At 69.7% G+C, this 25,396-nt stretch carries 22 protein-coding genes and 1 riboswitch; of the genes, 4 read left to right on the forward strand and 18 right to left on the reverse strand.

Going from position 1 to position 25,396, the window contains the following annotated elements:
• Positions 1 to 8 precede the first annotated feature (8 nt).
• Entirely contained in the window at positions 9 to 578 is a 570-nt protein-coding gene (locus AAIB33_RS08470; protein ID WP_345803100.1) for a helix-turn-helix domain-containing protein, read from the reverse strand.
• 133 nt (positions 579 to 711) lie between these two features.
• On the opposite strand from AAIB33_RS08470, the gene AAIB33_RS08475 reads away from it, so the two are divergent.
• Entirely contained in the window at positions 712 to 2,139 is a 1,428-nt protein-coding gene (locus tag AAIB33_RS08475) for an MFS transporter (RefSeq protein WP_345803101.1), read from the forward strand.
• Positions 2,140 to 2,232: 93 nt separating this feature from the next.
• Here the strand turns inward: AAIB33_RS08475 and AAIB33_RS08480 are convergent, their stop codons facing one another.
• From AAIB33_RS08480 to AAIB33_RS08535, 12 genes are all read right to left on the reverse strand, one after another.
• A complete protein-coding gene (locus tag AAIB33_RS08480) occupies positions 2,233 to 3,531 on the reverse strand; it encodes a citrate synthase (protein WP_345803102.1) in 1,299 nt (432 codons plus the stop codon).
• Positions 3,532 to 3,732: 201 nt separating this feature from the next.
• Positions 3,733 to 4,839 carry a succinyldiaminopimelate transaminase gene (gene dapC, locus AAIB33_RS08485; RefSeq protein ID WP_345803103.1) on the reverse strand — a complete coding sequence of 369 codons (1,107 nt, stop codon included), beginning with the start codon at positions 4,837 to 4,839 and terminating at the stop codon, positions 3,733 to 3,735.
• Between the two features lie 2 nt (positions 4,840 to 4,841).
• A complete protein-coding gene (gene fdxA, locus AAIB33_RS08490; protein ID WP_133543056.1) occupies positions 4,842 to 5,162 on the reverse strand; it encodes a ferredoxin in 321 nt (106 codons plus the stop codon).
• Between the two features lie 4 nt (positions 5,163 to 5,166).
• Entirely contained in the window at positions 5,167 to 5,574 is a 408-nt protein-coding gene (locus AAIB33_RS08495; protein ID WP_345803104.1) for a DUF6113 family protein, read from the reverse strand.
• A gap of 26 nt (positions 5,575 to 5,600) precedes the next feature.
• The gene (locus AAIB33_RS08500) at positions 5,601 to 5,915 is read right to left on the reverse strand and encodes an AzlD domain-containing protein (protein WP_345803105.1); all 315 of its coding nucleotides are present in this window, start codon (positions 5,913 to 5,915) and stop codon (positions 5,601 to 5,603) included.
• Complete coding sequence (locus AAIB33_RS08505) at positions 5,912 to 6,673, reverse strand: AzlC family ABC transporter permease (RefSeq protein ID WP_345803106.1); 762 nt, start codon at positions 6,671 to 6,673, stop codon at positions 5,912 to 5,914. The genes AAIB33_RS08500 and AAIB33_RS08505 overlap by 4 nt, the downstream gene beginning before the upstream one ends.
• A 74-nt stretch (positions 6,674 to 6,747) precedes the next feature.
• Positions 6,748 to 8,658: a translational GTPase TypA gene (gene typA / locus AAIB33_RS08510; protein WP_345803107.1), complete on the reverse strand. Its 1,911-nt coding sequence runs from the start codon at positions 8,656 to 8,658 to the stop codon at positions 6,748 to 6,750.
• A 118-nt stretch (positions 8,659 to 8,776) separates the two neighbouring features.
• Entirely contained in the window at positions 8,777 to 9,349 is a 573-nt protein-coding gene (locus AAIB33_RS08515; RefSeq protein ID WP_345803108.1) for a PH domain-containing protein, read from the reverse strand.
• A gap of 58 nt (positions 9,350 to 9,407) precedes the next feature.
• A complete protein-coding gene (locus AAIB33_RS08520) occupies positions 9,408 to 11,078 on the reverse strand; it encodes an ABC transporter ATP-binding protein (protein WP_345803109.1) in 1,671 nt (556 codons plus the stop codon).
• Positions 11,075 to 12,022 (reverse strand): ABC transporter permease, encoded by a 948-nt coding sequence (locus AAIB33_RS08525; protein ID WP_345803110.1) that lies wholly within the window; start codon positions 12,020 to 12,022, stop codon positions 11,075 to 11,077. Before AAIB33_RS08525 ends, AAIB33_RS08520 begins: the two co-directional genes overlap by 4 nt.
• Positions 12,012 to 12,941 (reverse strand): ABC transporter permease, encoded by a 930-nt coding sequence (locus tag AAIB33_RS08530; protein WP_345803111.1) that lies wholly within the window; start codon positions 12,939 to 12,941, stop codon positions 12,012 to 12,014. The genes AAIB33_RS08525 and AAIB33_RS08530 overlap by 11 nt, the downstream gene beginning before the upstream one ends.
• Positions 12,942 to 13,111: 170 nt before the next feature.
• A complete protein-coding gene (locus AAIB33_RS08535; protein WP_345803112.1) occupies positions 13,112 to 14,734 on the reverse strand; it encodes an ABC transporter substrate-binding protein in 1,623 nt (540 codons plus the stop codon).
• Positions 14,735 to 14,897: 163 nt separating this feature from the next.
• Between AAIB33_RS08535 and AAIB33_RS08540 the strand changes: the two genes are divergently transcribed.
• Entirely contained in the window at positions 14,898 to 15,743 is an 846-nt protein-coding gene (locus AAIB33_RS08540) for a CPBP family intramembrane glutamic endopeptidase (protein ID WP_345803113.1), read from the forward strand.
• On the opposite strand, the gene AAIB33_RS08545 is transcribed toward AAIB33_RS08540, so the two are convergent.
• From AAIB33_RS08545 to gcvT, 4 genes are all read right to left on the reverse strand, one after another.
• Entirely contained in the window at positions 15,721 to 17,451 is a 1,731-nt protein-coding gene (locus tag AAIB33_RS08545; protein ID WP_345803114.1) for a hypothetical protein, read from the reverse strand. The two genes, AAIB33_RS08540 and AAIB33_RS08545, sit on opposite strands and share 23 nt — an antisense overlap.
• A 96-nt stretch (positions 17,452 to 17,547) precedes the next feature.
• A complete protein-coding gene (gcvP, locus tag AAIB33_RS08550) occupies positions 17,548 to 20,424 on the reverse strand; it encodes an aminomethyl-transferring glycine dehydrogenase (protein ID WP_345803115.1) in 2,877 nt (958 codons plus the stop codon).
• Complete coding sequence (gcvH, locus tag AAIB33_RS08555; RefSeq protein WP_345803116.1) at positions 20,424 to 20,804, reverse strand: glycine cleavage system protein GcvH; 381 nt, start codon at positions 20,802 to 20,804, stop codon at positions 20,424 to 20,426. Before gcvH ends, gcvP begins: the two co-directional genes overlap by 1 nt.
• On the reverse strand, positions 20,801 to 21,928 hold the full coding sequence (gene gcvT / locus AAIB33_RS08560) for a glycine cleavage system aminomethyltransferase GcvT (RefSeq protein WP_345803117.1): 1,128 nt from the start codon (positions 21,926 to 21,928) through the stop codon (positions 20,801 to 20,803). The genes gcvH and gcvT overlap by 4 nt, the downstream gene beginning before the upstream one ends.
• A gap of 149 nt (positions 21,929 to 22,077) precedes the next feature.
• Positions 22,078 to 22,170, reverse strand: a riboswitch (glycine riboswitch).
• A 123-nt stretch (positions 22,171 to 22,293) separates the two neighbouring features.
• On the opposite strand from gcvT, the gene AAIB33_RS08565 reads away from it, so the two are divergent.
• Positions 22,294 to 23,319, forward strand: coding sequence for a fibronectin type III domain-containing protein (locus tag AAIB33_RS08565; RefSeq protein WP_345803118.1), 1,026 nt, complete (start codon positions 22,294 to 22,296; stop codon positions 23,317 to 23,319).
• Between the two features lie 28 nt (positions 23,320 to 23,347).
• On the opposite strand, the gene AAIB33_RS08570 is transcribed toward AAIB33_RS08565, so the two are convergent.
• Positions 23,348 to 24,523, reverse strand: coding sequence for a MarP family serine protease (locus AAIB33_RS08570; RefSeq protein WP_345803119.1), 1,176 nt, complete (start codon positions 24,521 to 24,523; stop codon positions 23,348 to 23,350).
• A gap of 139 nt (positions 24,524 to 24,662) precedes the next feature.
• Here AAIB33_RS08570 and AAIB33_RS08575 point away from each other — a divergent pair, with 139 nt between their 5' ends.
• Entirely contained in the window at positions 24,663 to 25,388 is a 726-nt protein-coding gene (locus AAIB33_RS08575; RefSeq protein WP_345803406.1) for an NUDIX domain-containing protein, read from the forward strand.
• The last annotated feature ends 8 nt before the right edge of the window (positions 25,389 to 25,396 follow it).

Here is a 25,396-nt window from a genome sequence, read left to right on the forward strand (position 1 = left end):
CGGCGCCGTCAGGCGCGGATCCCTCTGATCGCGAGCGCCAGCACGCGCTTGCGCTGCGCCTCGTCGTCGTAGGCGGAGACGGCGGCGACGCCGGACACGAGTCGCACGACGTCGCTGATCGAGATGTCGGGGTCGACGAGGCCCGCCTCCTGAGCGCGGGCGAGGAGCGGCTCGCCGGCCTCGAACATGATCGCCCGGCACTCGCCGAGCACGGTGGACTCGCGGTTGAGGCTGTCGAGCAGGGCCCGCTTCGTGCCGACGTACTGCACGAACCGATCGAGCCACGCGGCGAGGGCATCCCACGGCTCGAGCGAGGACAGGTCTTCGGCCGCCTGCGCGAGCGCCTCGACCTCGCGGATGTAGAGCGTCTCGACGAGATCGTCGCGCGTCGGGAAGTTGCGGTAGAGCGTGCCGATGCCCACTCCGGCGCGACGCGCGATGTCTTCGAGCGACGCGGCCGAGCCCTGCTCCGCGAACGCCTGGCGCCCTGCTTCGACGAGCGCGTCGAAGTTGCGGGCGGCGTCGGCGCGGCGCGGGCGCCGTGTCTCGAGCACGCTCACTCGTTCGGTCACGCTCATCGGAATTCCTCTCTGCAGGGTTGCTAACCGGAGGCATCCTCCGCTATCTTCGTAAGCGGAGGCAACCTCCGATCGGAGTCGCCCTCCAATTCTAACCGGCATTCGCCGGATCAAGCCACTGGAAGGACCCCTCGTGCGCTCATCATCGACACGCGCGTTCCTGGCACTCGCGCTCAGCGTCGCCTCGCTCGCGCTCCTGCAGAACCTCGTCATCCCCGTCATCCCCCTCATGCAGTCCGACCTCGGCGTGACTTCGGACGCCGCCTCGTGGACCATGACGGCGTGGCTCATCGCCGCGGCCGTCGCGACGCCCGTCCTCGGCCGTGTCGGCGACCTCCGCGGACGCCGGTCGACGTTCCTCGCGGTGCTCGTCGTCATCGTGATCGGCGACCTCGTCGCGTTCTACGCCTCATCGATCGGCATCCTCCTCGTCGGCCGCGTGCTGCAGGGCGTCGGCGGGGCGCTCTTCCCGCTGGCCTTCGGGCTGATCCGCGACACCGTGCCGCGCGAGCGCGTCACCGGCTCAATCGGCGCGATGAGCTCCATCATCGGCATCGGCGGCGCGGCGGGCAGCGTCCTCGCGGGGCCGCTCTCCGAGTCCGTGGGCTGGCGCGGGCTGTTCCTCGTGCCCCTCATCCTGTCCGTGATCGGCATCCTGCTCACGGTCGCCTGGGTGCCGCGCTCGCGCACGACGAGCACGGGATCGCTCAACGTCCTGTCGGCGGTGCTCCTGTCGGGCTGGCTCGTGGCCCTGCTCATCCCGCTCACCTCGGGGGCCCGCTGGGGGTGGACGAGCCCGGCCGTGCTCGGACTCCTGGCGCTCGCGGTCGTGCTGTTCGCCGCGTGGGTGACCGCCGAGCTCCGCGCGAGCGAGCCGCTCGTCGACATCCGGATGCTGCTCGACCGCGCCATCTGGCCCACGAACGCCGCCGCGTTCCTCGTCGGCGCCGCCGCGTTCGGCTTCTGGGGCTACCTGCCCCAGTTCCTCGAGACGGCGTCGGCGACCGGCTGGGGCATGGGCCTCGACGCCCGCGCCGCGGGCCTCGTGCTGCTGCCGCTCCTCATCGGCATGTCGGCGATGGGCTTCGCGACGGGCGCGCTGTCGCGGGTCCTCCCCCTGCGCGTGCAGCTCGCGCTCGGCGCGGCCGTCATGGGCGTCGCCGTGCTCAGCGCCGTCGTGGTGCACACGGAGCTCTGGCAGCTCGCGGTCGCCGGCGGCCTCTTCGGCCTCGGCATCGGCGCCTCCTACGCCGCCGCGGCGAGCATCATCGTGCAGAGCGTGCCCGCTGCCCGGGTCGGGGTTGCAACCGGCGTCAACGCCAACCTCCGCACGATCGGCTCCGCCTTCGGCTCGGCCCTCACGAGCGCGCTGGTCTTCGGAACGGTGGATGCCTCCGGCTCCCCGTTCGAGTCGGGCTACGACATCGCGTGGCTGACCATGGCCGCACTCGCCTTCGCCGCGGCGGTCATCGTCATCGCGACGACGCGACGGCCGCGCAGTGAGGTCGGGATGCCCGGCCGCCGCATCGACGAGCTTGAGCTGGTCGGCGCGGAGGCCTGAGCCCGCACAGCACGACGCGGTCCAGGTTTCGCAGCATCCCGGCGACGGGAGCCTGCGGAATCTGGACCGCGTTCGTGCGCAGCTCGGCCGGGCTCAGCCGAGACCCGGGTAGTCGCGCTCCTGCGCACCCACGTAGAGCTGCTGCGGGCGGCCGATCTTCGTCTGCGGGTCGGACTGCATCTCGCGCCAGTGGGCGAGCCAGCCGGGCAGACGCCCGATCGCGAAGAGCACCGTGAACATGCGGGTCGGGAAGCCCATCGCCTTGTAGATGACGCCCGTGTAGAAGTCGACGTTCGGGTAGAGCCGGCGCTCGCGGAAGTAGTCGTCGTTGAGCGCGATCTCCTCGAGCTCCTTGGCGAGGTCGAGCAGCGGGTCGTGCACGCCGAGCTCGGTGAGCACCTCGTCGGCCGACTCCTTCACCAGCTTCGCTCGCGGGTCGTAGTTCTTGTAGACCCGGTGCCCGAAGCCCATGAGCTTGACGCCGTCTTCCTTGTTCTTCACCCGCTCGACGAAGCGCTGCACGCTCTCGCCCGAGTCGCGGATCTGAGCGAGCATGTTGAGCACGGCCTCGTTGGCGCCGCCGTGCAGCGGACCGTAGAGGGCGTTGATGCCCGCCGAGATCGACGAGAACTGGTTCGCGCCGGTCGAGCCGACGAGCCGAACGGTCGACGTCGAGGCGTTCTGCTCGTGGTCCTCGTGGAGGATGAGCAGGCGCTCGAGCGCACGCGACATGACGGGGTTGATCTCGTACAGCTCGCTCAGCACGCCGAAGTTGAGCTTGAGGAAGTTGTCGACGAAGCTCAGCGAGTTGTCGGGATAGAGGAAGGCCTGACCGACACTCTTCTTGTGCGCGTACGCCGCGATCACCGGAAGCTTCGCGAGCATGCGGATCGTGTTGAGCTCGACGTGCTCGGGGTTGTTCGGGTCGGACTCGTTCTCGTAGTAGGTCGAGAGCGCGGCCGTCGCCGACGACAGCACCGACATGGGGTGCGCCGTGTGCGGCAGGGCCGAGAAGAAGCGCTTGAGGTCTTCGTGCAGCAGCGTGTGGTGACGGATGCGCTCGTCGAACGCGGCGAGCTCATCGGCCGTCGGCAGCTCGCCGTAGATGAGGAGCCAGGCGACCTCGAGGTATGTGCTGTTCGCCGCGAGCTGCTCGATCGGGTAGCCGCGGTAGCGCAGGATGCCCTTGTCGCCGTCGATGAACGTGATGGCCGACTTCGTCGCCGACGTGTTGACGAACCCGTAGTCGAGAGTCGTGTGCCCGGTCTGGCGGGTCAGCGTCGAGATGTCGACGCTCGGGATGCCGTCGGTGCCGCGCAGCAGCGGGAACTCGGCGGTTCGATCGCCGATGGTAAGCGTTGCCTTCTCCTGCTGCGTGCTCGCGTCGGTCACGGCGCCTCCTCGCGATTGCGGTTCGATCGTGGGGGTCGTCGGCTCGGAGGGCTGTGGCGCCCACGGACGAGCCTTCGCTGCGCATCGACGGGTGCCGTCTTGCGCTTTTACAGCCTAGTGGCCGTCGAGGCCTACTGCGGACGCAGCCAAAGGCCCGAGGCATCCACTGGAGGAATGCTACGGATGCCTTCTATGGATGCCTCAGAGCGCCTGGAGTCGTGCGGCGGCGGCCGCGACGCGCTCATCCGTCGCGGTGAGCGAGAAGCGCACGTGCTGGGGGAAGTGCGAGCCGTAGAAGTGGCCGGGACCGACCAGGATGCCGGCGCCCGCGAGCCTGTCGAGGCTCTCCCACGCGTCGCGCCCCTCGGTCGCCCAGAGGTACAGCCCGGCCTCGCTGCGGTCGATGCGGAACCCGGCCGCCTCGACGGCGGGCTTGAGCCGCGCGCGCCGCGCGCGGTACAGCTCCTTCTGCGCCGCGACGTGGGCGTCGTCGCCGAGCGCCGCGACCATCGCCGCCTGGACCGGTTGCGGCAGCATGAGTCCGAGGTGCTTGCGCGCCGTCAGCAGCCGCTCCAGCAGCCCTGCGTCGCCCGCGAGGAACGCCGCACGATAGCCGGCGAGGTTCGACTGCTTGCTGAGCGAGTAGGCCGCGACGACCCCGGTGAGGTCTCCGCCGGTGACGCGAGGATCGAGCGCCGACGGGATGGGCTCGACATCCCACGGGGCATCCCAGCCGAGCTCGGCGTAGCACTCGTCGCTCGCGAGAACGGCGCCCAGCTCACGGGCGCGCGCGACGGCGGTGCGAAGGGATGCGGCATCCCAGACCCGGCCGTCGGGGTTGCCGGGCGAGTTGATCCAGACGAGACGCGTGCCCTCCGGCCACTCCCCCGGCTCGTCCGAGGCGACCGGGGTCGCGCCGACGAGACGCGCCCCGACCTCGTACGTCGGGTACGCGGCACGCGGATGCACGACGATGTCGCCGGGCCCGAGGCCGAGCAGCAGCGGCAGCAGCGCGACGAGCTCCTTCGAGCCGATCGACGGCAGCACGTGGGCGTGCGTCAGGCCCGGCACGCCGCGGCGGCGTGCGAACCAGTCGACGACGGCCTCGCGGAGGGCAGGCGTGCCGACGGTCTGCGGGTATGCATGGGCGTCCGTCGCGGCCGCGAGGGCATCGGCGACGACGCGCGGCGTCGGGTCGACGGGCGACCCGATCGACAGGTCGACGATCCCGTCCGGGTGCGACCGGGCCTTCGCGGCGTACGGCGCGACGGCGTCCCACGGGTAGTCCGCGAGATCGGCGACCCCCACGGTCAGTCGGCCTGCGGCGGCAGCTCCGCGATGATCGGGTGGTCCTTGTGGATCACGCCGACCTTGGCCGCGCCGCCGGGCGAGCCGATGTCGTCGAAGAACTCGACGTTGGCCTTGTAGTAGTCCTGCCACTCGTCGGGCAGGTCGTCCTCGTAATAGATCGCCTCGACCGGACACACGGGCTCGCAGGCGCCGCAGTCCACGCACTCGTCCGGGTGGATGTACAGGCTGCGTTCACCCTCGTAGATGCAGTCGACCGGGCACTCGTCGATGCACGCGCGGTCCTTGACGTCCACGCAGGGAAGGGCGATCACATACGTCACAGGTTCAGTCTAGTTCGACCTTCGACGGCTCATTCCGCCGGGCACGCGACAGATCAGGCCAGGCGACGACCAGCGCGACGAGCAGCGGAACCGCGATCGTCCACACGATTCCCGGGTTGAACTGGCCCTCCGGCGTCTGGGGCACGATGACCGACCCTCCGGGGCCGGGTCCGGAGAAGATCAGGGTCGCCACCATCATCCCGAGGCCCGTCGCGAGAGCCGCCCAGCGGTCGCTCGTGAGCAGCCGCACCGCGATGAGCAGTGCACCGCTGCCGATGACGGCGAGCACAAGGCCGAGCGGGAACCAGCCGAACTTGTACGTCTGCGCGATCGTCCCGGCGAGCCCGTAGACGGCGCCGACGAGGAAGGCGACGACCCAGGTCACGATGCGGGCGACGAGCGAGGAGCGCATCCCCCGATGGTACCGGCGGCGTCCTCTCAGGCCGCCCAGCCCCACAGTCGCAGGAGCGCCGCGACCAGCGCCGCCGCGGCGACGACGACGAGGAACGGCGCCCTCAGCAGCAGGAGTCCCGCCGCCGCGATGACGGCCGGCACGCGCGCGTCGACCACGATCGACTGCCCCACGCCGAGCGTCTGGACGGCGACGAGGGCGGCGAGCAGCGCCACCGTCAGCAGGTCGGCGATGCGCGCCGGGCGAGGGGCTTCGAGCACGGCGGGCGGCACGAGGTAGCCGACGGTCTTCCAGGCGACGCAGATGACGGATGCCAGGAGCACGGCGGTCCAGAGGGTCACGGCATCCCCTCTCGTTCGGCCACATCGAACGGCTCCTCGGGAGGCGTGTCGGTCTCCCCCAGCCAGTTGAACCACCCCACGACAATCGCGACGAATGCCGCGACGATGACGGGGAGGCCCGGCATGAGCAGGGGCGTCAGAACCGTCGCGACGACGGCCGCCGCGACGCCGACGGCGATCGCCTGCCGCCGCCGGAGCCGGGGCCACAGGAGCGCGAGGAAGGCGGCGGCTGCCGCGGCATCCAGCCCGTAGGCCTTCGGGTCGCCGAGGACGTCGCCGAGGAGCGCGCCCGCGAGAGTCGAGAGGTTCCACCCGACGTAGATCGCGAGGCCCGTGACCCAGAAGCCGACGAGCCGCGCGCGGCGGGAGGTCTGCGCGAGCGACACGGCCGTCGACTCGTCGATCGTGAACTGCGAGGCGGCCGCGCGCTTCCAGAACCCGCGCCCGATGACGGGCGACATGCGCATGCCGTAGGCGGCGTTGCGCACGCCGAGGAGCGCCGCCGACGCGATCGCTGCGGGCGCGGCCGCGAGTCCACCGGCGCCGATGACGCCCACGAACGCGAACTGCGACCCGCCCGTGAACATCACGAGGCTCAGGATGCAGGTCTGCCACGCGTCGAGGCCCGCCGTCACGGCGAGGGCGCCGAACGAGATGCCGTATGCGCTCGTCGCGAGCGCGACACCGAGACCCTGGCGCCCCGCCCGCCGCGCTTCGCCGGCCGCATGCGCGTCGTCGAAGTGCGGGGCGGAGCTCACTTCACGAGCCTACCGACGAGGTCGCGAGGCCGAAGCGGGCCGGTCTGCCATCCGTGGACGGCAGACCGCCGAGGTCAGGCGTTGGCGTCCTGGCGCTTCAGGCGGGCCGTGGCGCGACCGCGCTCCGTCGCGTCGAGCACGACCTTGCGGATGCGCACCTTCTCGGGCGTCACCTCGACGCATTCGTCGTCGCGTGCGAACTCGAGGCTCTCCTCGAGCGAGAGCTGGCGCGGCGGCGTCATCGACTCGAACGTGTCGGCCGTGGAGGAGCGCATGTTGGTGAGCTTCTTCTCCTTGGTGATGTTCACGTCCATGTCGTCGTTGCGCGAGTTCTCGCCGATGACCATGCCCTCGTAGACCTCTTCGGTCGGCTGCACGAAGAACGACATGCGCTCCTGCAGGGCAATGATCGCGAACGGGGTCACGACCCCCGAGCGGTCGGCGACGATCGAGCCGTTCTGACGCGTCACGATGTGCCCCGCCCACGGCTCGTAGCCGTGCGAGATCGCGTTCGCGATGCCCGTGCCGCGGGTCGTCGTGAGGAACTCGGTGCGGAAGCCGATGAGACCGCGTGAGGGGACGATGAACTCCATGCGCACCCAGCCGGTGCCGTGGTTGGTCATGGTCTCCATGCGCCCCTTGCGCGCCGCGAGCAGCTGCGTGATCGCACCGAGGTACTCCTCGGGGGCGTCGATCGTCAGGTGCTCGAACGGCTCGTACGTCTTGCCGTCGACCTTCTTCGTGACGACCTGGGGCTTGCCGACCGTGAGCTCGAAGCCTTCGCGACGCATGTTCTCGACGAGGATCGCGAGGGCGAGCTCGCCGCGGCCCTGCACCTCCCAGGCGTCGGGGCGTCCGATGTCGACGACCTTGAGCGAGACGTTGCCGACGAGCTCGCGGTCGAGGCGGTCCTTGACCATGCGCGCCGTGAGCTTGTGCCCCTTGACCTTGCCGACGAGCGGCGAGGTGTTCGTGCCGATCGTCATCGAGATCGCGGGGTCGTCGACGTGGATCGCGGGAAGCGGGCGCACGTCCTCCGGGTCGGCGATGGTCTCGCCGATCGTGATCTCCTCGATGCCGGCGATCGCGACGATGTCGCCCGGGCCGGCGCTCTCGGCGGGGTAGCGCTCGAGGGCGCGGGTCTTCAGCAGCTCGGTGATGCGCGCGTTGGAGTGCGAGCCGTCGTGGCGCACCCACGCGACAGTCTGGCCCTTCTTGAGCGTGCCGTTGAAGACGCGCAGGAGCGCCAGGCGCCCGAGGAACGGGCTGGAGTCGAGGTTCGTGACCCAGGCCTGAAGGGGTGCCTCGTCGTCGTAGGCGGGGGCGGGCACGTGCTCGAGGATCGCCTCGAACAGCGGCTCGAGGTCGTCGTTGTCGGGCAGCTCGCCGTTGGCGGGCCGGGTGCGGGATGCCGCGCCGGCGCGGCCGGACGCGTAGACCACGGGCACGTCGAGGAGCGCGTCGACGTCGAGGTCGGGCACGTCCTCGTGGAGGTCGGAGGCCAGGCCCAGCAGCAGGTCGTGGGCCTCCTCCTCGACCTCGGCGATGCGGGCGTCGGGACGGTCGGTCTTGTTGACCAGCAGGATGACGGGGAGCTTGGCCTCGAGGGCCTTGCGCAGCACGAAGCGGGTCTGGGGCAGCGGGCCCTCGCTCGCGTCGACGAGCAGCACGACGCCGTCGACCATCGAGAGGCCGCGCTCGACCTCGCCGCCGAAGTCGGCGTGACCGGGCGTGTCGATGACGTTGATCGTCACCGGGACGTCGGTGTGCGCGCCGTTGTACGTGATCGCCGTGTTCTTGGCGAGGATCGTGATGCCCTTCTCACGCTCGAGGTCGTTCGAGTCCATCGCACGCTCCTCGACGTGGGCGTGCTCGCCGAACGAGCCCGTCTGACGGAGCATGGCGTCGACGAGGGTCGTCTTGCCGTGGTCGACATGCGCGACGATCGCGACGTTACGGAGGTCCGGGCGGAGGGCGCGCGCCATGAGGGTGAATCCTTGCGAAGAGGGGAAGAGGTCATCGGATCCCGAGTACATCGACAGATCCGGCCCTCTCAGCCTATCGCAGGAGCCCGAAAGACGGCCGAGAGCCCTCGGCAGGCCCTCAGACGGCTGTGACGAGAACGGCGATGACGCACCACGTCACGAGGACGGCCAGCACGATGAGCGCCCAGGCATCCCAGGAATGGCGGATGCCCGCCCCCGCGTCTCCCTCACGCGCGGTTTCCCAGCGGTCCCGCACCGCGTCGAGCTCCACAGAGGGCGGCACGTCGACGGCCCGTCCCGGCGCCGAGCGCCGGCGCGCCTGCCGTGCGCGGGCCGCGCCTCCGACGATCCCGCCGAAGCACGTGATGCGCGATGCGTCGTCCAGGACGAACTCGAGCTGCCACCGCAGGTCGATCGCCGCAACGCGCGGCCACGGCAGTCGATGACGACGCAGCAGATTCTGCACCGTCGCACCCTCGTCGTCGATCTCGATGTAGGACGCGTAGAAGATGACGTACGTCGCCCACAGGGCGAGCAGCACCCAAGGTGCGATGAGGACGAGATCCACCCAGCCCGAGCGGACGACAACGTCGAACAGCAGCAGGATCGCCAGCGCGCCGGCGACCACGACACCCACCGTCGCCGAGAGCGAGCGGAAGACGCGTGGTGAAGCCGGTGCGGGTGAGCTCATGGTCGATCTGGGATCAGGATGCCGGCGCGACGCGGCCGGCCGGCATCCCGAATCGGAATCAGGCTCCGCGGCCCAGCGGGATCGACGCGCCCGGGATGGCCGCGAGCAGGCGCTCGGTGTAGGCCTCCGTCGGGTTCGCGAAGATCTCGTCGACGGTGCCCTGCTCGACGATCTTGCCCTGCTGCATCACGCACACCATGTCGGAGACGACGCGCACGACGGCGAGGTCGTGCGTGATGAAGAGGTACGTGAGGCCGAGCTCCTCCTGCAGGCTCGCGAGGAGCTGAAGCACCTGGTCCTGCACGAGCACGTCGAGCGCCGAGACGGCCTCGTCGAGCACGACGATGTCCGGCTTGAGCGCGAGCGCGCGCGCGATCGCGACGCGCTGCCGCTGTCCACCCGACAGCTCGTTCGGGTACCGGGTGATGAGCGCCTCGGGGAGCGACACCTGGTCGAGGAGCTCCTTGACCCGCTCGGTGCGCGACTTGGAGTCGCCGATGCGGTGGATCTCGAGCGGCTCGGCGATCGTGTTGCCGATGTTGCGCTGGGGATCCAGCGAGCCGTACGGGTCCTGGAAGACGGGCTGCATGCGGCGGCGCAGCGCGAACTGCTCTTTGCGTCCCGCGCCCGCGATGTTCTTGCCGTCGATCTCGACCATGCCCGAGGTCGGCGGCTCGAGCATGAGGAGCATCTTCGCGACGGTCGACTTGCCGGAGCCGGACTCCCCCACGAGGGCGAGCGTCTTGCCCTTCTTGATGTCGAACGACACCGAGTCGACGGCCGTGAACGGGACGCTGCGGAAGCCGCCCTGACGGATGGGGTAGACCTTCGTGAGGTCGGTGACGCGCACGACCGGCGGAACGTCCGCGAGTTCCTCGGAGGTCTCGATGCCGCGGCGCTCGACCGTCGCCTGGATGCGCTTCGAGGCGATGCTCGGAGCCGCGGAGACCAGGCGCTTCGTGTACGGGTGCTGCGGGTTCTCGAGGATGATGCGGCTCGGGCCCGCCTCGACGATCTCGCCGTTCTGCATGACGACGATCTTCTCGGCGCGCTCGGCCGCAAGGCCGAGGTCGTGCGTGATGAGGAGCACCGAGGTGCCCTTCTCCCGCGTGAGCTTGGCCATGTGGTCGAGGATGACGCGCTGCACGGTCACGTCGAGCGCCGAGGTGGGCTCGTCCGCGATGAGCAGCTTCGGGTCGGCGGCGAGGCCGATGCCGATGAGTGCGCGCTGGCGCATGCCGCCCGAGAACTGGTGCGGGTATTGGTGCATCCGGCGCTCGGCATCGGCGAGGCCGGCCTGCTTGAGCACCTCGACCGCGCGCGCTTCGACGTCCTTCTTGTTGGAGGCGATGCCGTTGGCGCGGATCGCCTCCTTCACCTGGAAGCCGATGCTCCACACCGGGTTGAGGTTCGACATCGGGTCCTGCGGAACGTACCCGATCTCACGACCGCGCACGCGCTCCATCTGGGACTTGGTCAGCTCGGTGAGCTCGCGCCCGTCGAGCTTGATGCTGCCCGCTGTGACGTGACCGGTGCCGGGGAGCAGGTTGACGACAGCCGAGGCGGTCGTCGACTTGCCCGACCCCGACTCGCCCACGATCGCGACGGTCTCGCCGGGCATGACGTCGAAGCTGACGCCGTGGAGCACTTCGTTGCTGCCGTGCTGCGTGTCGAACGCGACGCGGAGGTCGCGGATGCTCAGCAGCGGGGTCTGCAGGGTGTCGCTCATCGGCGGGCCCTCGCTCTCGGGTCGAGGGCATCGCGGATCAGCTCGCCCAGCAGGATGAACGCGAGCACCGTGATGGTGAGCGCGAGCGACGGCCAGATGAGGGCCATCGGCGCCACGCGCAGCGACTGCTGAGCCTGGCTGATGTCATTGCCCCACGACATCGTGTTGCCGCCGAGTCCGACACCGAGGAACGCGAGTGTCGCCTCCGCGACGATCGCGGCCGCGAGGCTCAGCGTCGAGATGACGAGAAGCGGCGCGATCGAGTTCGGCACGACGTGCGCGAGCAGCGTCCCGAAGCGCGACCGGCCGAGGGCTCTCGACGAGGTGACGAAGTCGGATTGTCTGACGCGCAGCACTTCTGCGCGGACGACACGCGCCGTCGACGCCCAGGCGAATCCGCCGATCGCGAAGGCGAGGGTGAAGACGTTGCGGTACTGCGAGAACACCGTCATGACGACGACCGCCGCGAGGATGTAGGGGATGGAGAAGAAGATGTCGCCGACGCGCGAGAGCAGCGAGTCGAGCCATCCGCCGTAGAAGCCCGCGAAGGCGCCCATGACGAGGCCGATCGACGAGCCGATCACCATCGCGATGATGCCCACCGAGAGCGACGTGCGCGAACCCCAGACGATGCGCGACCAGATGTCGCAGCCCTGGAACGTGAAGCCGAGCGGGTGCCCCTCCGCCGGGCCGGCGTTGGAGTTGGACAGCTGGCAGTCGCTGTTGGGCGGCGTCTGGGTGAACAGCGTCGGCCAGATCGCCATGAGCAGCACGATGAAGACGACGAGGAGGGCCAGCCAGAACGTCGGACGCTTGCGGAGGTCGCGCCAGGCGTCGCTCCACATGCTCGTGGGCTTGACCTTGACCTTGACCGCATCGACGGCCTGGAGATCGTCCTTGACGGGCGCGACGTAGTGCGTCACCGATACAGAGTCACTTGACATAGCGGATCCTTGGGTCGAGCAGGCCGTAGAAGAGATCGACGACCAGGTTGACGAGGACATAGATGATGACGAACACGGTCACGAACGAGACGATCGTCGGCCCTTCGTGGCGAAGCGTCGCCTGGAAGAGCGTGTTGCCCACGCCGGGGATGTTGAAGATGGCCTCGGTCACGGTCGCGCCCACGAGGAGGACGCCGAAGTTGGTGGCCGAGTTGGTGATGACGGGGATCAGCGAGTTGCGCAGCACGTGCGTGGGCACGACGCGTCGTCGCGACAGGCCCTTGCTGTAAGCCGTGCGGACCCAGTCCATGTTGAGCGTGTCGATGACCGACCCGCGCATGAGACGCATGCTCGTCGCGTAGAGGCTGACGCCGAGCACGATCGCGGGGAGCCAGAGGTCGCCCCAGTCGTTCTGGGCGCCGACGGTCGGCTTGAACCATCCGAGCTGGATCGCGAGGAAGTACTGCGCGATGAAGCAGAGGACGAAGATCGGCGTGGCGACGAAGATCAGCGAGAGGACGAGGGAGACGTTGTCGAAGATCTTGCCCTTGCGCAGCGCCGAGATGGTGCCGATGATGATCGACAGCGTGAACTCGATCGCGATCGCCATGACGGCGAGTCGGGCCGTGACCGGGAGCGTCCGGGCGAGGACGTCGTTGACCGACTGCCCAGAGAAGGTCACTCCCATGTTCCCCTGGAAGATCCCGATGATGTAGTAGAAGTACTGGACGATGAACGGCTGGTCCAGGTGGTACTGCGCCTGCAGCGATGCAAGCAGCGCGGGGTTCGGTGCCTTGTCGCCGAACAGCGCGAGGATGGGGTCGCCTGGCATGGCGAACACCAGGAAGTAGATGAGCAGGGTCGACCCGAAGAAGACGGGGATCACCTGCACAATGCGTCTGAGGATGTATGCGAACATCGCTCTCCCTCCGGGTATCGGATGCCTCGTCCAGCGCACTCGTGGGGCGACGACACGGGCATCCTCTCACAGCAGCGCGCCCCGCTGTCAGCGGGGGCGCCGCAAGGATGACATGCCGCGAGGCGGTGACGTGATCGTCACCGCCTCGCGGGTGAGATCTCCCTCGGGGGTCAGCCCTTGGTGATCTCGTAGTAGAGCGGAACCGAGTTCCAGCCGAACTTCACGTTCTGAACACCGTCGGCGTAGCCGCCGTCGACGTTCGAGTACCACAACGGGATCGCCGGGAGGTCCTTGAGCAGGATCTCCTGGGCCTTCTGGAAGTCCTCGTTGGCCTTGTCGGAGTCGGTCGCCGAGATGCCCTCGGAGAGCAGCTTGTCGAAGTCGGGGTTCGAGTAGTCGCCGTCGTTCGAGCCGGCGTCCGTCGCGTAGAGCGGGCCGAGGAAGTTGTACAGACCGGGGTAGTCGGCCTGCCAGCCGGTGCGGAACGCCGTCTGGATCGTGCGGTTGGTGACCTCCGTGCGCAGCGACGCGAAGTCGACGTACGGGGCGCCGACAGCGTCGATGCCGAGCGTGTTCTTGATCGAGTTCATCACCGCGTCGACCCACGCCTGGTGGCCGCCGTCGGAGTTGTACGCGATCGAGAAGGTGCCGTCCCACGGCGAGATGGCGTCAGCCTGAGCCCACAGCTCCTTGGCCTTCTTCTCGTCGTACTTGAGGACGTCAGCGCCCTCGAGCGAGTCCGACCAGCCCGCGATGACCGGCGAGGTGAAGTCGCTGGCGGGGGTGCGGGTGTCCTGGAAGATCGTCTTGGTGATCTGCTCGCGGTCGATGGCCATCGACAGCGCCTGACGACGCAGCTGGCCCTCTTCGCCCGAGAAGTGCTTCAGGCGGTCCGGGATCGTGAACGACTGGAAGATGGCGGCGGGTTGGTTGACAGCGCGGTCGCCGAGGTCGTCCTGGAAGGTGGCGAGAGCCGACGACGGGATGCCGTCGATGACGTCGACGTTGCCGGCGAGGAGATCGGCGTAGGCCGCGTCCTGCGTGGCGTAGAAGACGATGTCGAGGCCGCCGTTCTTGGCCTGGCGTCCGCCCTGGTAGTCCTCGTTCTTCACGAGCGAGATCTGGACGTCGTGCTGCCACGCGTCCTTGTCCGCGAGCTTGTAGGGGCCGTTTCCGATCGGGTTCTCGCCGAAGGCCTCGATGTCGTCGAACGCCTCAGAGGGAAGCGGGTAGAACGCCGAGTAGCCGAGACGCAGCGCGAAGTCCGACGCGGGCTTGTTCAGGGCGATCGTGAAGGTGTGGTCGTCGACCTTCTTCAGACCGGTGAGGTCGGAGTCCTCGTCCCAGCTGAAGCCCTCGATGTCCTCGAAGAAGTAGCTCGAGAGCTGGTTGTTCGAGAGCTTGGCGCCGTAGTTCCAGGCGTTGATGAAGCTGTCGCTCGTGACCTCTTCGCCGTTGGTGAACTTCTGACCCGGCTTGATCTTCACCGTGAGGTTCTGCGGGTCGTCGACCGTGATCGACTCGGCCATGTCGTTGACCGGCTTGCCGTCTGCGTCGTAGTACACCAGCCCCGAGAAGATCTCGTCGATGATCTTGCCGCCACCGGTCTCGTTGGTGTTGGTCGGGATCAGCGGGTTCTGGGGCTCAGAGCCGTTGGTCTTGATGATGGCGCTGCTGTCCGACGAACTCGTCGACGTCGACGTGCCGGAGCCGCCACCAGAGCAGCCGGCGAGCGCGAGCGTCGCCGCGCCTACCAGCGCGAGGCCCGCAAGGGCCAACTTGTTGCGCTTCACTTGTCCTCCTGTGCAAGGGATCGATGCGCCCGCACGCACACCGGGTTCGGTGTCGTGAGGGATCCAAGACACGATAAGCCGGATTAACCCAATGCTCCACCGCGCGTCTACAACCGTTACATACCCTTTACTCAAATGGTCGCTGATGTGGCAATCTGACGACGTGGACTTCCCTCGCGGAGCAGATGGCGCATTTTCGCCGATCGATCGTCCGACGCGACTGAGACTGCGCTGGGAGATCGCCCTGGTTCTCGCGATCAGCGTCGGGCAGTCTGCGCTCTACTCGGTGCTGACGCTGATCCGCCGGTATCTCGTCTCGACGCCGATCTCGCAGCAGCAGACGCAGCTCAACCCCTCGCGCGACACCGCGGTGTTCTGGGACCTGCTCTACCAGCTGCTCTCGATCTTCTTCGCGCTCGCGATCGTCGGCCTCGTGGTCTACCTCCTCTGGGAGCCGGGAACCAACGCCCTCCGTCGCATCGGACTCGACTTCACCCGCTTCGGGGGCGACGCCGGGCGCGGCATCCTGCTGTTCCTCGTCATCGGCGTGCCGGGACTCGCGCTCTATGCCGCCGGGCGCGCGCTGGGCATCACGGTCGCGGTCGTCGCCTCTCCCCTGGATGCCGCGTGGTGGACGATCCCGCTGCTCGTGCTCTCCGCGCTCCGGGCCGGACTGACCGAGGAGATCATCTTCATCGCCTACCTGTTCGACCGGCTCCGCCGCCTGGGCTGGAACTGGTGGGCGATCATCCTCTCGACCGCCGCGCTGCGCGGCGCGTACCACGCGTATCAGGGCTTCGGCGCGATCGTCGGCAACTTCGTGATGGGCGTCGTCTTCGGCTGGTGCTACAAGCGGTGGGGCCGCATCATGCCGCTCGTCATCGCGCATACGCTCCTCGACGTCGTGGCCTTCGTCGGCTATCCCCTCGCGGCTGCCCTGTGGCCGGGCGTCTTCGGCCCGCCCCCGCCGACCCCCGCTCCCTCGATCACCCCGACCCCGACCCCCTGACGCCACCGGTCGACTCGCCCTCGGCGGCGCCGTCCGCCGGCGCGCGGCCGGAGACGGCGAGCCACGCCACCACGGCGACGACGGCGTATGCGACGTACAGGGCCACCCAGACGATCAGATCGAGACCCACCTCGTCCCACGATGACGGCATCGGCATCAGCACGACGAAGAAGGACAGCAGGCCGACGACGTAGCAGGCGACCCACAGCGATCGACTCCAGCGGAAGATCGCCTGTCCGGCGAGGCCGCGGACTGGGAAGAGCGCGATCGGCAGTGCCGCCATCCCGGCGATCGCCATCGCCGAGAGCGTCTCTACCGCGAACGTGTCCCAGAACGATCGCCCGGATGCCTCGCCCCCGCCCATCGCGGCGTAGCCGAGCCACCCGAGAAGACCGAGCAGGTAGGCGTAGATCATGGGCACGAGCGCGGCCCGGCCCTCGTCTGCGCGGCCGGCGAGCGCGCCGAACGCGACGCCCGCCACGAGGCCGAACACGATGCCCGGCTCGAAGTGGGTGAGTCTCGTGAACACGACGGCCACGACGACGATGAGGAGAGTGGCCGGCTGGAAGCCGTACGCGTGCGTCGCACGAGGCACCGCGGCGCGGACGAGCCAGACCGTGACCGCCCAGCCGATGACGACATCGATCGCGAACGACACCAGGATCGACAGCAGCACGCGGCCCGAGCCCGGATTGAGGCCGAACGACGGATCGACGAACGACGAGAGGATCGCCGCGAGGAGCACGCCCAGAGCGGCCCACGGCCACGTGCGGTTCCAGCCCGTGCCCGTCCGTCCTGTCGTGTGACGCCCCGTCCACCAGTTCGAGAAGCGGTCGTTCCCCTGCTCCACTGCCGAGTTGAGGAGGGCCGTCGGGAATGCGACGAGCACGATGAGGATGAGGGTGAGGATGCCGCCCCACATCAGCTGCTGTGCCGAGACCGCGGCCTCGGCGGGCGTCGCGAGTGCCGAGAGCACACTGGGCGCGGCCGGAGACCCGGTGCCGAGCTGTGAGGAGTTCAGCGCCGCCGCCGGTGTGGGTTCGGGCGTCTCGGTGCCCGCGCTCGCGCTCGGCGAAAACGTCGGCGACGACGTCGAGGCTGAGGGCGTCGGTGACGGCGACTCTGTCGGCGTGGCCGACGCTGTCACGCATCCCTCGTCCGTGAACCAGCAGGCGCCCTCGATGAGCGTGCTCGCGGTGATGACCGACCGGCGACCCGGCTCGAAGGCGCGGAAGGTATCGATGCCCGCGCACTCCTCGCTGATCGGCTCGCCCACGACGCTCCCGGTGACGCCGTCGCCGTCCAATGCGAGCGCGGTCGACCAGTCGGGCGTGAATGCGGGCGACTCGCCGCAGATCGTGCCGGAGCGGGCACCCGAGGCTTTCAGCCGCCCGGGCAGCTCCCACGCGGCGTCGCCCAGAGCCGCGAGGACCGTGTCGTCCGGCACGACGATGCCGCCCCAGGCATCGACGACGCGACAGCGTTCGGCGCCGCACTGCAGCGCGATCCGTCCAGTGCCCGGGTCGCCGATCGGCGCGGACTCCCCTGCACTGTCGAACTGGAAGCTCTCGAAGCGGAGGTCGTAGACGACGTCGACGACCCCGTCGGACGTGCTCGTCACGCGTGCGGCGGCGGGCCGGGCGGGTGTTGCCGCGGCGACCGCCGCGAGCAGCAGCGCCGCGATCCCGCGGACCCAGCGCGACGGCATCCACCCCATCGTTCCGCCCCCCGACGGGCACGAGTGTGGCACTCGTGCCCGTCGACCGTCAACGGCGGTCAGGGTGGAGTCCGGGAGCCGGGCGGGTCAGGCGAAGGCCTCGATCGGGGGGCACGCGCAGACGAGGTTGCGGTCGCCGTAGGCCTGGTCGATGCGGCGCACGGGCGGCCAGTACTTCGTCCGCACGAGCGACGGGATCGGGAAGACCGCGGTCTCGCGCGAGTACGGGTGCTCCCACTCCCCCGTGACGACCGTCTCGACGGTGTGCGGCGCGTTGACGAGCGGGTTGTCGTCGGCGGGCCACTCGCCCGCGGCGACGGCGGACGCCTCGGCGCGGATCGCGATCATCGCCTCGATGAAGCGCTCGATCTCGGCGAGGTCCTCCGACTCCGTCGGCTCGACCATGAGCGTGCCCGCGACGGGGAACGACATCGTCGGCGCGTGGAAGCCGTAGTCGATGAGGCGCTTGGCGACGTCGTCGACCGTGATCCCGGTCTCCTCGCGCAGCGGACGCAGGTCGAGGATGCACTCGTGGGCGACGAGGCCGCCCTCCCCCGCGTACAGCACGGGGTAGTGGTCCTTGAGCCGCATGGCGATGTAGTTCGCGGCGAGCACCGCGGCCGCGGTGGCGTCCCGCAGGCCGGAGGCGCCCATCATCCGCAGGTAGGCCCACGAGATGGGCAGGATGCCGGCGGAGCCGTGCGGGGCCGACGACACGGCGCCGCCCTGGAAGATGCCGCCCGCGTGGTCCTTGCGCTGCGAGAAGGGGTGCCCCGGCAGGAACGGCGCGAGGTGAGACTTCGCCGCGACGGGGCCGACGCCCGGTCCGCCGCCGCCGTGCGGGATCGCGAACGTCTTGTGCAGGTTGAGGTGCGACACGTCGCCCCCCAGGTCGCCGAAGCGGGCGAAGCCGAGCAGCGCATTGAGGTTCGCGCCGTCGACGTACACCTGTCCGCCCGCGTCGTGCACGGCCTGCGTGATCTCGAGCACGTCGTGCTCGTACACCCCGTGCGTCGAGGGGTACGTGATCATGAGCGCCGCGAGCGACGAGGCGTGCGTCGCGATCTTCGCGCGCAGGTCGTCCAGGTCGACGTTGCCCGCCTCATCGCATGCGACGACGACGACCTTCATGCCCGCGAGCACCGCGGAGGCGGCGTTCGTGCCGTGCGCCGACGACGGGATGAGGCACACCGTCCGGTCGGCCTCGCCGTTGGCGTGGTGGTAGCCCCGGATCGCCAGGAGCCCCGCGAGCTCGCCCTGCGAGCCGGCGTTCGGTTGCAGCGAGACGGCGTCGTACCCGGTGACCTCGGCGAGCCACACCTCGAGCTGCTCGATCATCGCGAGATAGCCGCGGACGTCGGCCTCGGGTGCGAACGGGTGCACGCGCGAGAACTCCGGCCACGACACGGCGGCCATCTCGGTCGCCGCGTTGAGCTTCATGGTGCACGAGCCGAGCGGGATCATGCCGCGGTCGAGGGCGTAGTCGCGGTCGGCGAGCTGCTTGAGGTACCGCATCATGGCCGTTTCGGACCGGTGGGAGTTGAAGACGGGGTGCGTCAGGAACTCCTCGACCCGGTTGAGCTCGACGGGCACCCCCGCGAGCGCGGCCGCGGAGCCGAACGGGATGTCGCGCACGTCGTGCTCGCCGGCCTCGGGCAGCCCGAACGCCCACGCAACGGCGGCGAGGTCGTCGGCGGTCGTCGTCTCGTCCACCGAGATGCCGACGGTCGCGTCGTCGACCCAGTGCAGCTGGTACCCCTTCGACCGCGCGCGCTCGATGACGCGGTGCGACGGACCCGGCGTCACGACGCGGATCGTGTCGAAGAAGGAGTCCGAGACGAGGTGCAGGTCGTACTCGCGCAGCCGCTCGGCGAGCGCCTCCGCCTTCTGGGCGACGGAGGTCGCGATCGCGCGCAGCCCCGAGGGTCCGTGATACACGGCGTACATCGCGGCCATGACGGCGAGGAGCACCTGCGCGGTGCAGATGTTCGAGGTCGCCTTCTCCCGGCGGATGTGCTGCTCCCGCGTCTGCAGCGACAGCCGGTAGGCGGGCTTGCCCGCGGCATCCACCGACACTCCGACGAGGCGCCCGGGAAGCTGACGCTCGAGCCCCGTCCGCACCGCCATGTAGCCCGCGTGCGGGCCGCCGAAGCCGAGCGGCACGCCGAAGCGCTGCGTCGTTCCCACGGCGATGTCGGCACCGAGCGACCCCGGCGACCGCAGGAGCGTGAGCGCGAGCAGGTCGGCCGCCGCGACGACGAGGCCTCCCGCGAGATGTGTCGCGTCGACGACACCGCTCGGGTCCCACACCCGCCCGGAGGCACCGGGGTACTGCACCATGGCACCGAAGAGCGCGTCCGGCAGAAGCCCGCCGCGCGCGAAGTCCACCTCGACGAGCTCGATGCCGACCGCGCCGGCCCGCGCGTGCAGCAGCGCCTTGGTCTGCGGCATCGCGTCGGCGTCGACGGCGAAGACGTTCGACGTGGACTTCGAGGCGCGCCGCGCGACGAGCATCCCCTCCACGACCGCCGTGGACTCGTCGAGCATCGAGGCGTTGGCGGTGTCGAGACCGGTCAGGTCGGTCACCATCGTCTGGAAGTTGATGAGCGCCTCGAGGCGCCCCTGCGAGATCTCGGGCTGATACGGCGTGTACGCGGTGTACCAGGACGGGTTCTCGAGCACGTTGCGCGCGATGACCGACGGCGTGAACGTGTCGTAGTAGCCGAGGCCGATCATCGGCCGCGCCTGGCGGTTCTGCGAAGCGAGCGCGCGCAGCTCCGCGAGCGCCTCCGCCTCGGTGGCGGCGGGCGGGATGTCGGTCGTCTCACGCGCGGTCACATGGATGGATGCCGGCACCGCGCGCTTCACGAGCTCGTCGACGCTGTCGTATCCGAGCGCGTCGAGCATGACCCGCTGCGCCGCGGCATCCGTGCCGATGTGACGTTCCTGGAAGGTCCCCGTCATCACGCGCCTTCGGTCAGCGCGACATACGCCGCGCGGTCGAGCAGCCCGTCGAGGGCGGAGGCGTCGACCCGGAGCTTCACGAGCCAGCCGTCGCCGAACGGGTCGGAGTTGACGAGTGAGGGGTCGTCGACGACGGCGTCGTTGATCGCGACGACGTCACCGGTGAGCGGCGCGTAGAGCTCTCCGACGGACTTGGTCGACTCGATCTCGCCGCACACCTGACCGGCCGTGACGCCCGAGTCGACGCCGGGGAGGTCGACGAACACGACGTCGCCGAGCTTGTCGGCGGCGAAGTCGGTGATGCCGACCGTCGCCACGTCGCCGTCGAGCGCGATCCACTCGTGCTCCTCGGTGTACTTGAGGCTGTCGAGATCGGTCATTTGGTCCTCCTGTAGAAGGGAAGGGCGGTCACGGTCGCGGGGATGCGCGTGCCTCGCACGTCGATGGTGAGTTCGGTTCCGGGGGCGCTCACCGTTGGTGAGACGAAGGCCATGGCGATGGGATGCCCGAGGGTCGGGCTGAGCGCACCGCTCGTGATCTCGCCGACCCGCGTGTCACCGTCGAACACGCCGTAGCCGGCGCGGCCGGCGCGCCTGCCCTCAGCGGTGAGTCCGACGAGCACGGGCGCGGCGTCGAGGTCGACGGCGGAGAGGCCCTCCTTGCCGACGAACTGGTCCTTCGCGTCGACGACGACGCGGCCGAGGCCCGCCTGGGCGGGGACGACGTCGAGCGAGAGCTCGTGACCGTACAGCGGCATGCCCGCCTCGAGGCGCAGGGTGTCGCGGGCGGCGAGGCCGGCCGGGACGAGGTCATGGTCGGCGCCGGCGCGGAGCAGCGCTCCCCACAGCGACGAGGCGTCGTCCCAGCGGACGAAGATCTCGAAGCCGTCCTCGCCCGTGTAGCCGGTGCGCCCGATGTGGACGGGAGAAGGCTCGGCACCGGGCTCGCGGGTGAACGACGCGTGGGTCATCCGGTAGTACTTCAGGTCGTCGAGCGAGGTCGAGTAGCCGGTGAGCTCGGGCGTGGCCTCGAGGATCTCCTGCGACGCCGGACCCTGCACCGCGACGAGCGCGATGCGCTCCGTCCAGTCCTCGACGCTCACGTCGAACGCGCCCCGACGGGCGGAGAGCGCCTCGGCGACGGCATCCCTGTTCCCCGCATTCGCGACCACGATGAAGCGGTCCGGATGCTGGCAGTAGACGATGACGTCGTCGACGATGCCGCCCGAGGCGTCGAGCACGAGGCTGTACTTCGCCTGATCGTCGGCGAGCACGGAGAGTCGACCGGCGAGCGCGTAGTCGAGGAACTCCCCCGCCTGCGGCCCCTCGACGACGAACTCGGCCATGTGCGAGATGTCGAAGAGGCCCGCGGACCGGCGCACCGCGTGGTGCTCGGCGAGGTCGGACGTGTAGCGCACGGGCATCGCCCACCCGCCGAAGTCGGTGAAGGAGGCGCCGAGGGCCTCGTGATGGGCTCGGAGCGGGGTGTAGCGGGGGTCGGACATGAGTTCTCCCGGTCTGCGGACGGGCGGATGCCGACGAGCGGCATCCGAGGAACTCCCCCTCTGTCATGGACCTGAGAGTTTCACCCGGCATCCGGGGATGCAGGGCTTTCACCGTCGGCGGGTGCCGAAGCACCTCTTTCCAGAGCGGCCGGACGTGGGCGGTACGCGGACCTGAGAGATTGGCGGGGAGGCTTGCTCCTTCGGTGCCCGGTCAGAAACCGGGACTCTCCCGCACACGTCATGCGGCCTTCTTCAGTTGCGGGTACAGCATATCCGGCGAGCCCGGTTCTGACCGTTTCCTTGTGCAACGGGAACGGGAGGCCCGATCCTGGGACGGGGATGCGTCGCCGAGACGTCGAGGGATCATGAGAACCGACAGGACACCCACGCTCCACCGTCGCCCGGCACGCCGCATCGGCGTGGCCGTCGGCGTCGCACTGACACTCGCTCTGGGCGCCGGCATCATGCCGGCTCCGGCCTTCGCCGCGCAGCAGGCCTCCGTATCCACCGGCGCGCGGCCTGCGACCGACGCGCCGCCGATCCCCTTCGTCCCGACGCCCACGATCACGGGCTACCCGGGAGTCGGCTACACGCTGACGGTCGTGCCCGGACCGTGGCCGGAGAAGACGCGCATCTCGTACGTCTGGCTCGCCGACGGGAAGCCGCTCGTGCGCGTCCCTTCCACGACGCTCACGCTCGAGCCCGCGCAGATCGGCAAGCGCATCTCGGTCACGGTCATCGGCGTCAAGAGCGGCTACGCCGTGACGACCCGGACGAGCCTGCCCACGGCGCCGGTCGTGGGACCGAACACGACGCCGTCGGCGCCGATCATCACCTCGACCGTGACGGATCGCGACACCCGGTCGATCACCGTGACGTGGAAGCCGGGGCCTCCGGGAACCTCCCCCATCACGGGATGGATCGTGGCGCGGAGCGGCGCGGGAACGGGTCCCGACGGGCCGCTCCAGCGCGAACTCCCCGCCGACGCCCGGAGCATCGTCTTCGACTCCCTGATCCCCGACCTCCTCTACAAGATCTCCGTGACAGCGGTCAGCGCCGCGGGGCCGGGCCCCGCCGCTCAGACCTCGGCCATCGTTCCGCCGCGTCCGATGCAGCCGGGCGCGGCGACGATCGTCGGCAGCCCCACGCCGTTTTCGACCCTCAGGGTGGACGTGGGCGCGTGGGTTCCGGCCGACGCGGACTTCCGCTACGAGTGGTGGCGCAACAATCGCCGGATCTTCGCCTGGAGCGAGAACTACTGGCAGGTCGCCCCGAGCGATCTCGGCGCGACCTTCTTCGTGGTCGTGCGTGCCGAGAAGCGCCCGCTGTGGGCGAGCGGCTACGCGCAGACGGACGCCGTGGTGATCGTGTCGGGCCCGCCGGGCGACTGATCCCGGCGGCGGCTGCGTGGCGCGCCGTTCAGCCTGTGCAGGCGCCGGTCGAGACGGCGCGCTCGAGAGACGGCGCCTCGGTCGCGACGGGGTCGAGCTCGGCCATCGTCATGGCGTAGCCGCGGGTGTCGTCGGTCTCGCCGCGCGCGAACACGATGCCGGCGACGACGCCGTCGTCGGTGAGGAGCGGTCCACCGGAGTTGCCCGGCCGGACGGCGGCCTCGAGGGAGTAGATCTCCCTCGGATCGGTGCTGTCGGAGTAGATGTCGGGCATCTCCACCGTGCCCGTCGAGAGCACGCTCGCGTTCGTCTGCGTGAACGGCCCGCCGTACGGGTAGCCCTGCACGACGGCGGTCGCACCCGCCGCGAGAGTGCGGCCCAGCCGGAGAGGCGCGGCATCCAGTCCGTCGACCGCGATGACGGCGAGGTCGTTGACGGGGTCGAAGTAGACGATCCGGCCCTCACGCGCCTCGGCGCCCGGCACCTCGACGACGGGAGCGTCGACGCCCGCGACGACGTGGGCGTTTGTCACGACCCGATCGCGCGCGACGACGAAGCCGGATCCGGTCGAGCTGATCCCGCACGCGTAGGCCGTTCCGGATACGCGGACGACGGATGCCGCGGCCCGCGTGAGATCGGGATCGGAGAGGTCGACGGGGGCCTGCGTCGGGGCCGACACTCCCCCGAGCAGATCGCCGAACCGCGGGAGCGCGTCGTCGAGGACGATCGAGCGCAGCTGCGCGAGCGCCTCCGCGACGGGCGGCGGCGTGAGCCGGTCGATCGCGCGGAGCACCTGCGACGACGCCACCGCGGGGGCGAGGAGCGGCCCGCCCGTCGCCGTGATCGTCGAGCCGACGAGCGAGACGGCGAGCGCCGCCACGATGAGGCTCGCGATCGACCCCAGCACCCGGTCGACGGCCCGGAGGGGCCGGCTGCGATCGACGCCCCTCCGCAGCGCGGCGCCGACGGCACCGCCGATCGCTCCGCCGAGCCCCAGGAGGAGGAGGACGAGGAGAAGGACGACGAGCGGCCGCCACTCCTGCCACGGCCACGCGTCGTTGACGATGGGCGCGAGCCAGTAGGCGGCGATTCCGCCCCCGATGAGCCCGATGAGCGTCCCGGCGCTCGCGAGGAGACCGCGCTGGGCGCCCGCGAGCACGGCGAGGATCAGCACGGCGATCAGCACGACGTCGACGACGACCACCCCGACCCCTTCCCGGACGCCGAAGTGTCAGGTTACGCGGCGATCCTGGATCGGTCCTTGAGCGACGCGGTTTGGTGTTCGTGTCGGAATGACTCTAAGATGAACAGCGTTAGTTAGAGTCAGCATGACAAAAACAACCATGACCCCAGCCGAGACCACGGACGACTCCGCGGACGACGTCACGCGCGTCGCCGTGTCGACCGTGATCTTCAGCCTGCGCCGCGAGCCGGCGACCGACGCTCCGTCGCTGGTCCTGCCGCTCGTCCGTCGCACGCGCGATCCCTACGAGGGGCTCTGGGCGCTCCCGGGCGGATGGCTCGACGTCGCCGAGAGTCTCGATGCCGCGGCATCCCGGACCCTCTCCGAGACCACAGGACTCGCGCCCAGCTATCTCGAGCAGCTCTATGCCTTCGGGGCCACCGACCGGTCGCCCTCGCGCGTCGTCTCGATCGTCTACTGGGCGCTGCTGCGCGCCGACGCCGCCTCGACCGAGCTGATCGACCGCACCAAGGATGCACCCGACAATGTCGCGTGGTTCGACGCGGCATCCCTCCCCCGTCTCGCCTTCGATCACAACGAGATCGTCGACTACGCGCTGTGGCGCCTGCGCAACAAGGTCGGCTACAGCCGCATCGCGCACGGTCTGCTCGCCGACGAGTTCACGCTCGCCGACCTTCGAGATGTGTACGAGTCGATCCTCGGCCGCCGCCTCGACCCCGCGAACTTCCGCCGCCAGGTGGAGAACTCGGGAACCCTCATCCCGACCGACCGCTTCCGCACGGGAAGCCACCGACCGGCCCGCCTCTACCGCTACAACCGGGACGTCGAGCTCGCCGAACGCGGCCCGCTCTCCGTCCGCCACTGAATCGAGTC

The organism is Microbacterium sp. AZCO (assembly GCF_039614715.1).
Classification (GTDB): domain Bacteria; phylum Actinomycetota; class Actinomycetes; order Actinomycetales; family Microbacteriaceae; genus Microbacterium.

Excerpts from the sequence above, each read along its gene's own strand:
- AAIB33_RS08520 (WP_345803109.1), bottom strand. The coding sequence starts at position 11,078 with ATGAGCGACACCCTGCAGACCCCGCTGCTGAGCATCCGCGACCTCCGC.
- AAIB33_RS08515 (WP_345803108.1), bottom strand. The coding sequence starts at position 9,349 with ATGAGCTCACCCGCACCGGCTTCACCACGCGTCTTCCGCTCGCTCTCG.
- AAIB33_RS08525 (WP_345803110.1), bottom strand. The coding sequence starts at position 12,022 with ATGTCAAGTGACTCTGTATCGGTGACGCACTACGTCGCGCCCGTCAAG.
- AAIB33_RS08565 (WP_345803118.1), top strand. The coding sequence starts at position 22,294 with ATGAGAACCGACAGGACACCCACGCTCCACCGTCGCCCGGCACGCCGC.
- AAIB33_RS08545 (WP_345803114.1), bottom strand. The coding sequence starts at position 17,451 with ATGCCGTCGCGCTGGGTCCGCGGGATCGCGGCGCTGCTGCTCGCGGCG.
- AAIB33_RS08495 (WP_345803104.1), bottom strand. The coding sequence starts at position 5,574 with ATGCGCTCCTCGCTCGTCGCCCGCATCGTGACCTGGGTCGTCGCCTTC.
- AAIB33_RS08470 (WP_345803100.1), bottom strand. The coding sequence starts at position 578 with ATGAGCGTGACCGAACGAGTGAGCGTGCTCGAGACACGGCGCCCGCGC.
- gcvP (WP_345803115.1), bottom strand. The coding sequence starts at position 20,424 with ATGACGGGGACCTTCCAGGAACGTCACATCGGCACGGATGCCGCGGCG.
- gcvT (WP_345803117.1), bottom strand. The coding sequence starts at position 21,928 with ATGTCCGACCCCCGCTACACCCCGCTCCGAGCCCATCACGAGGCCCTC.
- typA (WP_345803107.1), bottom strand. The coding sequence starts at position 8,658 with ATGGCGCGCGCCCTCCGCCCGGACCTCCGTAACGTCGCGATCGTCGCG.
- AAIB33_RS08575 (WP_345803406.1), top strand. The coding sequence starts at position 24,663 with ATGACCCCAGCCGAGACCACGGACGACTCCGCGGACGACGTCACGCGC.
- gcvH (WP_345803116.1), bottom strand. The coding sequence starts at position 20,804 with ATGACCGATCTCGACAGCCTCAAGTACACCGAGGAGCACGAGTGGATC.
- AAIB33_RS08530 (WP_345803111.1), bottom strand. The coding sequence starts at position 12,941 with ATGTTCGCATACATCCTCAGACGCATTGTGCAGGTGATCCCCGTCTTC.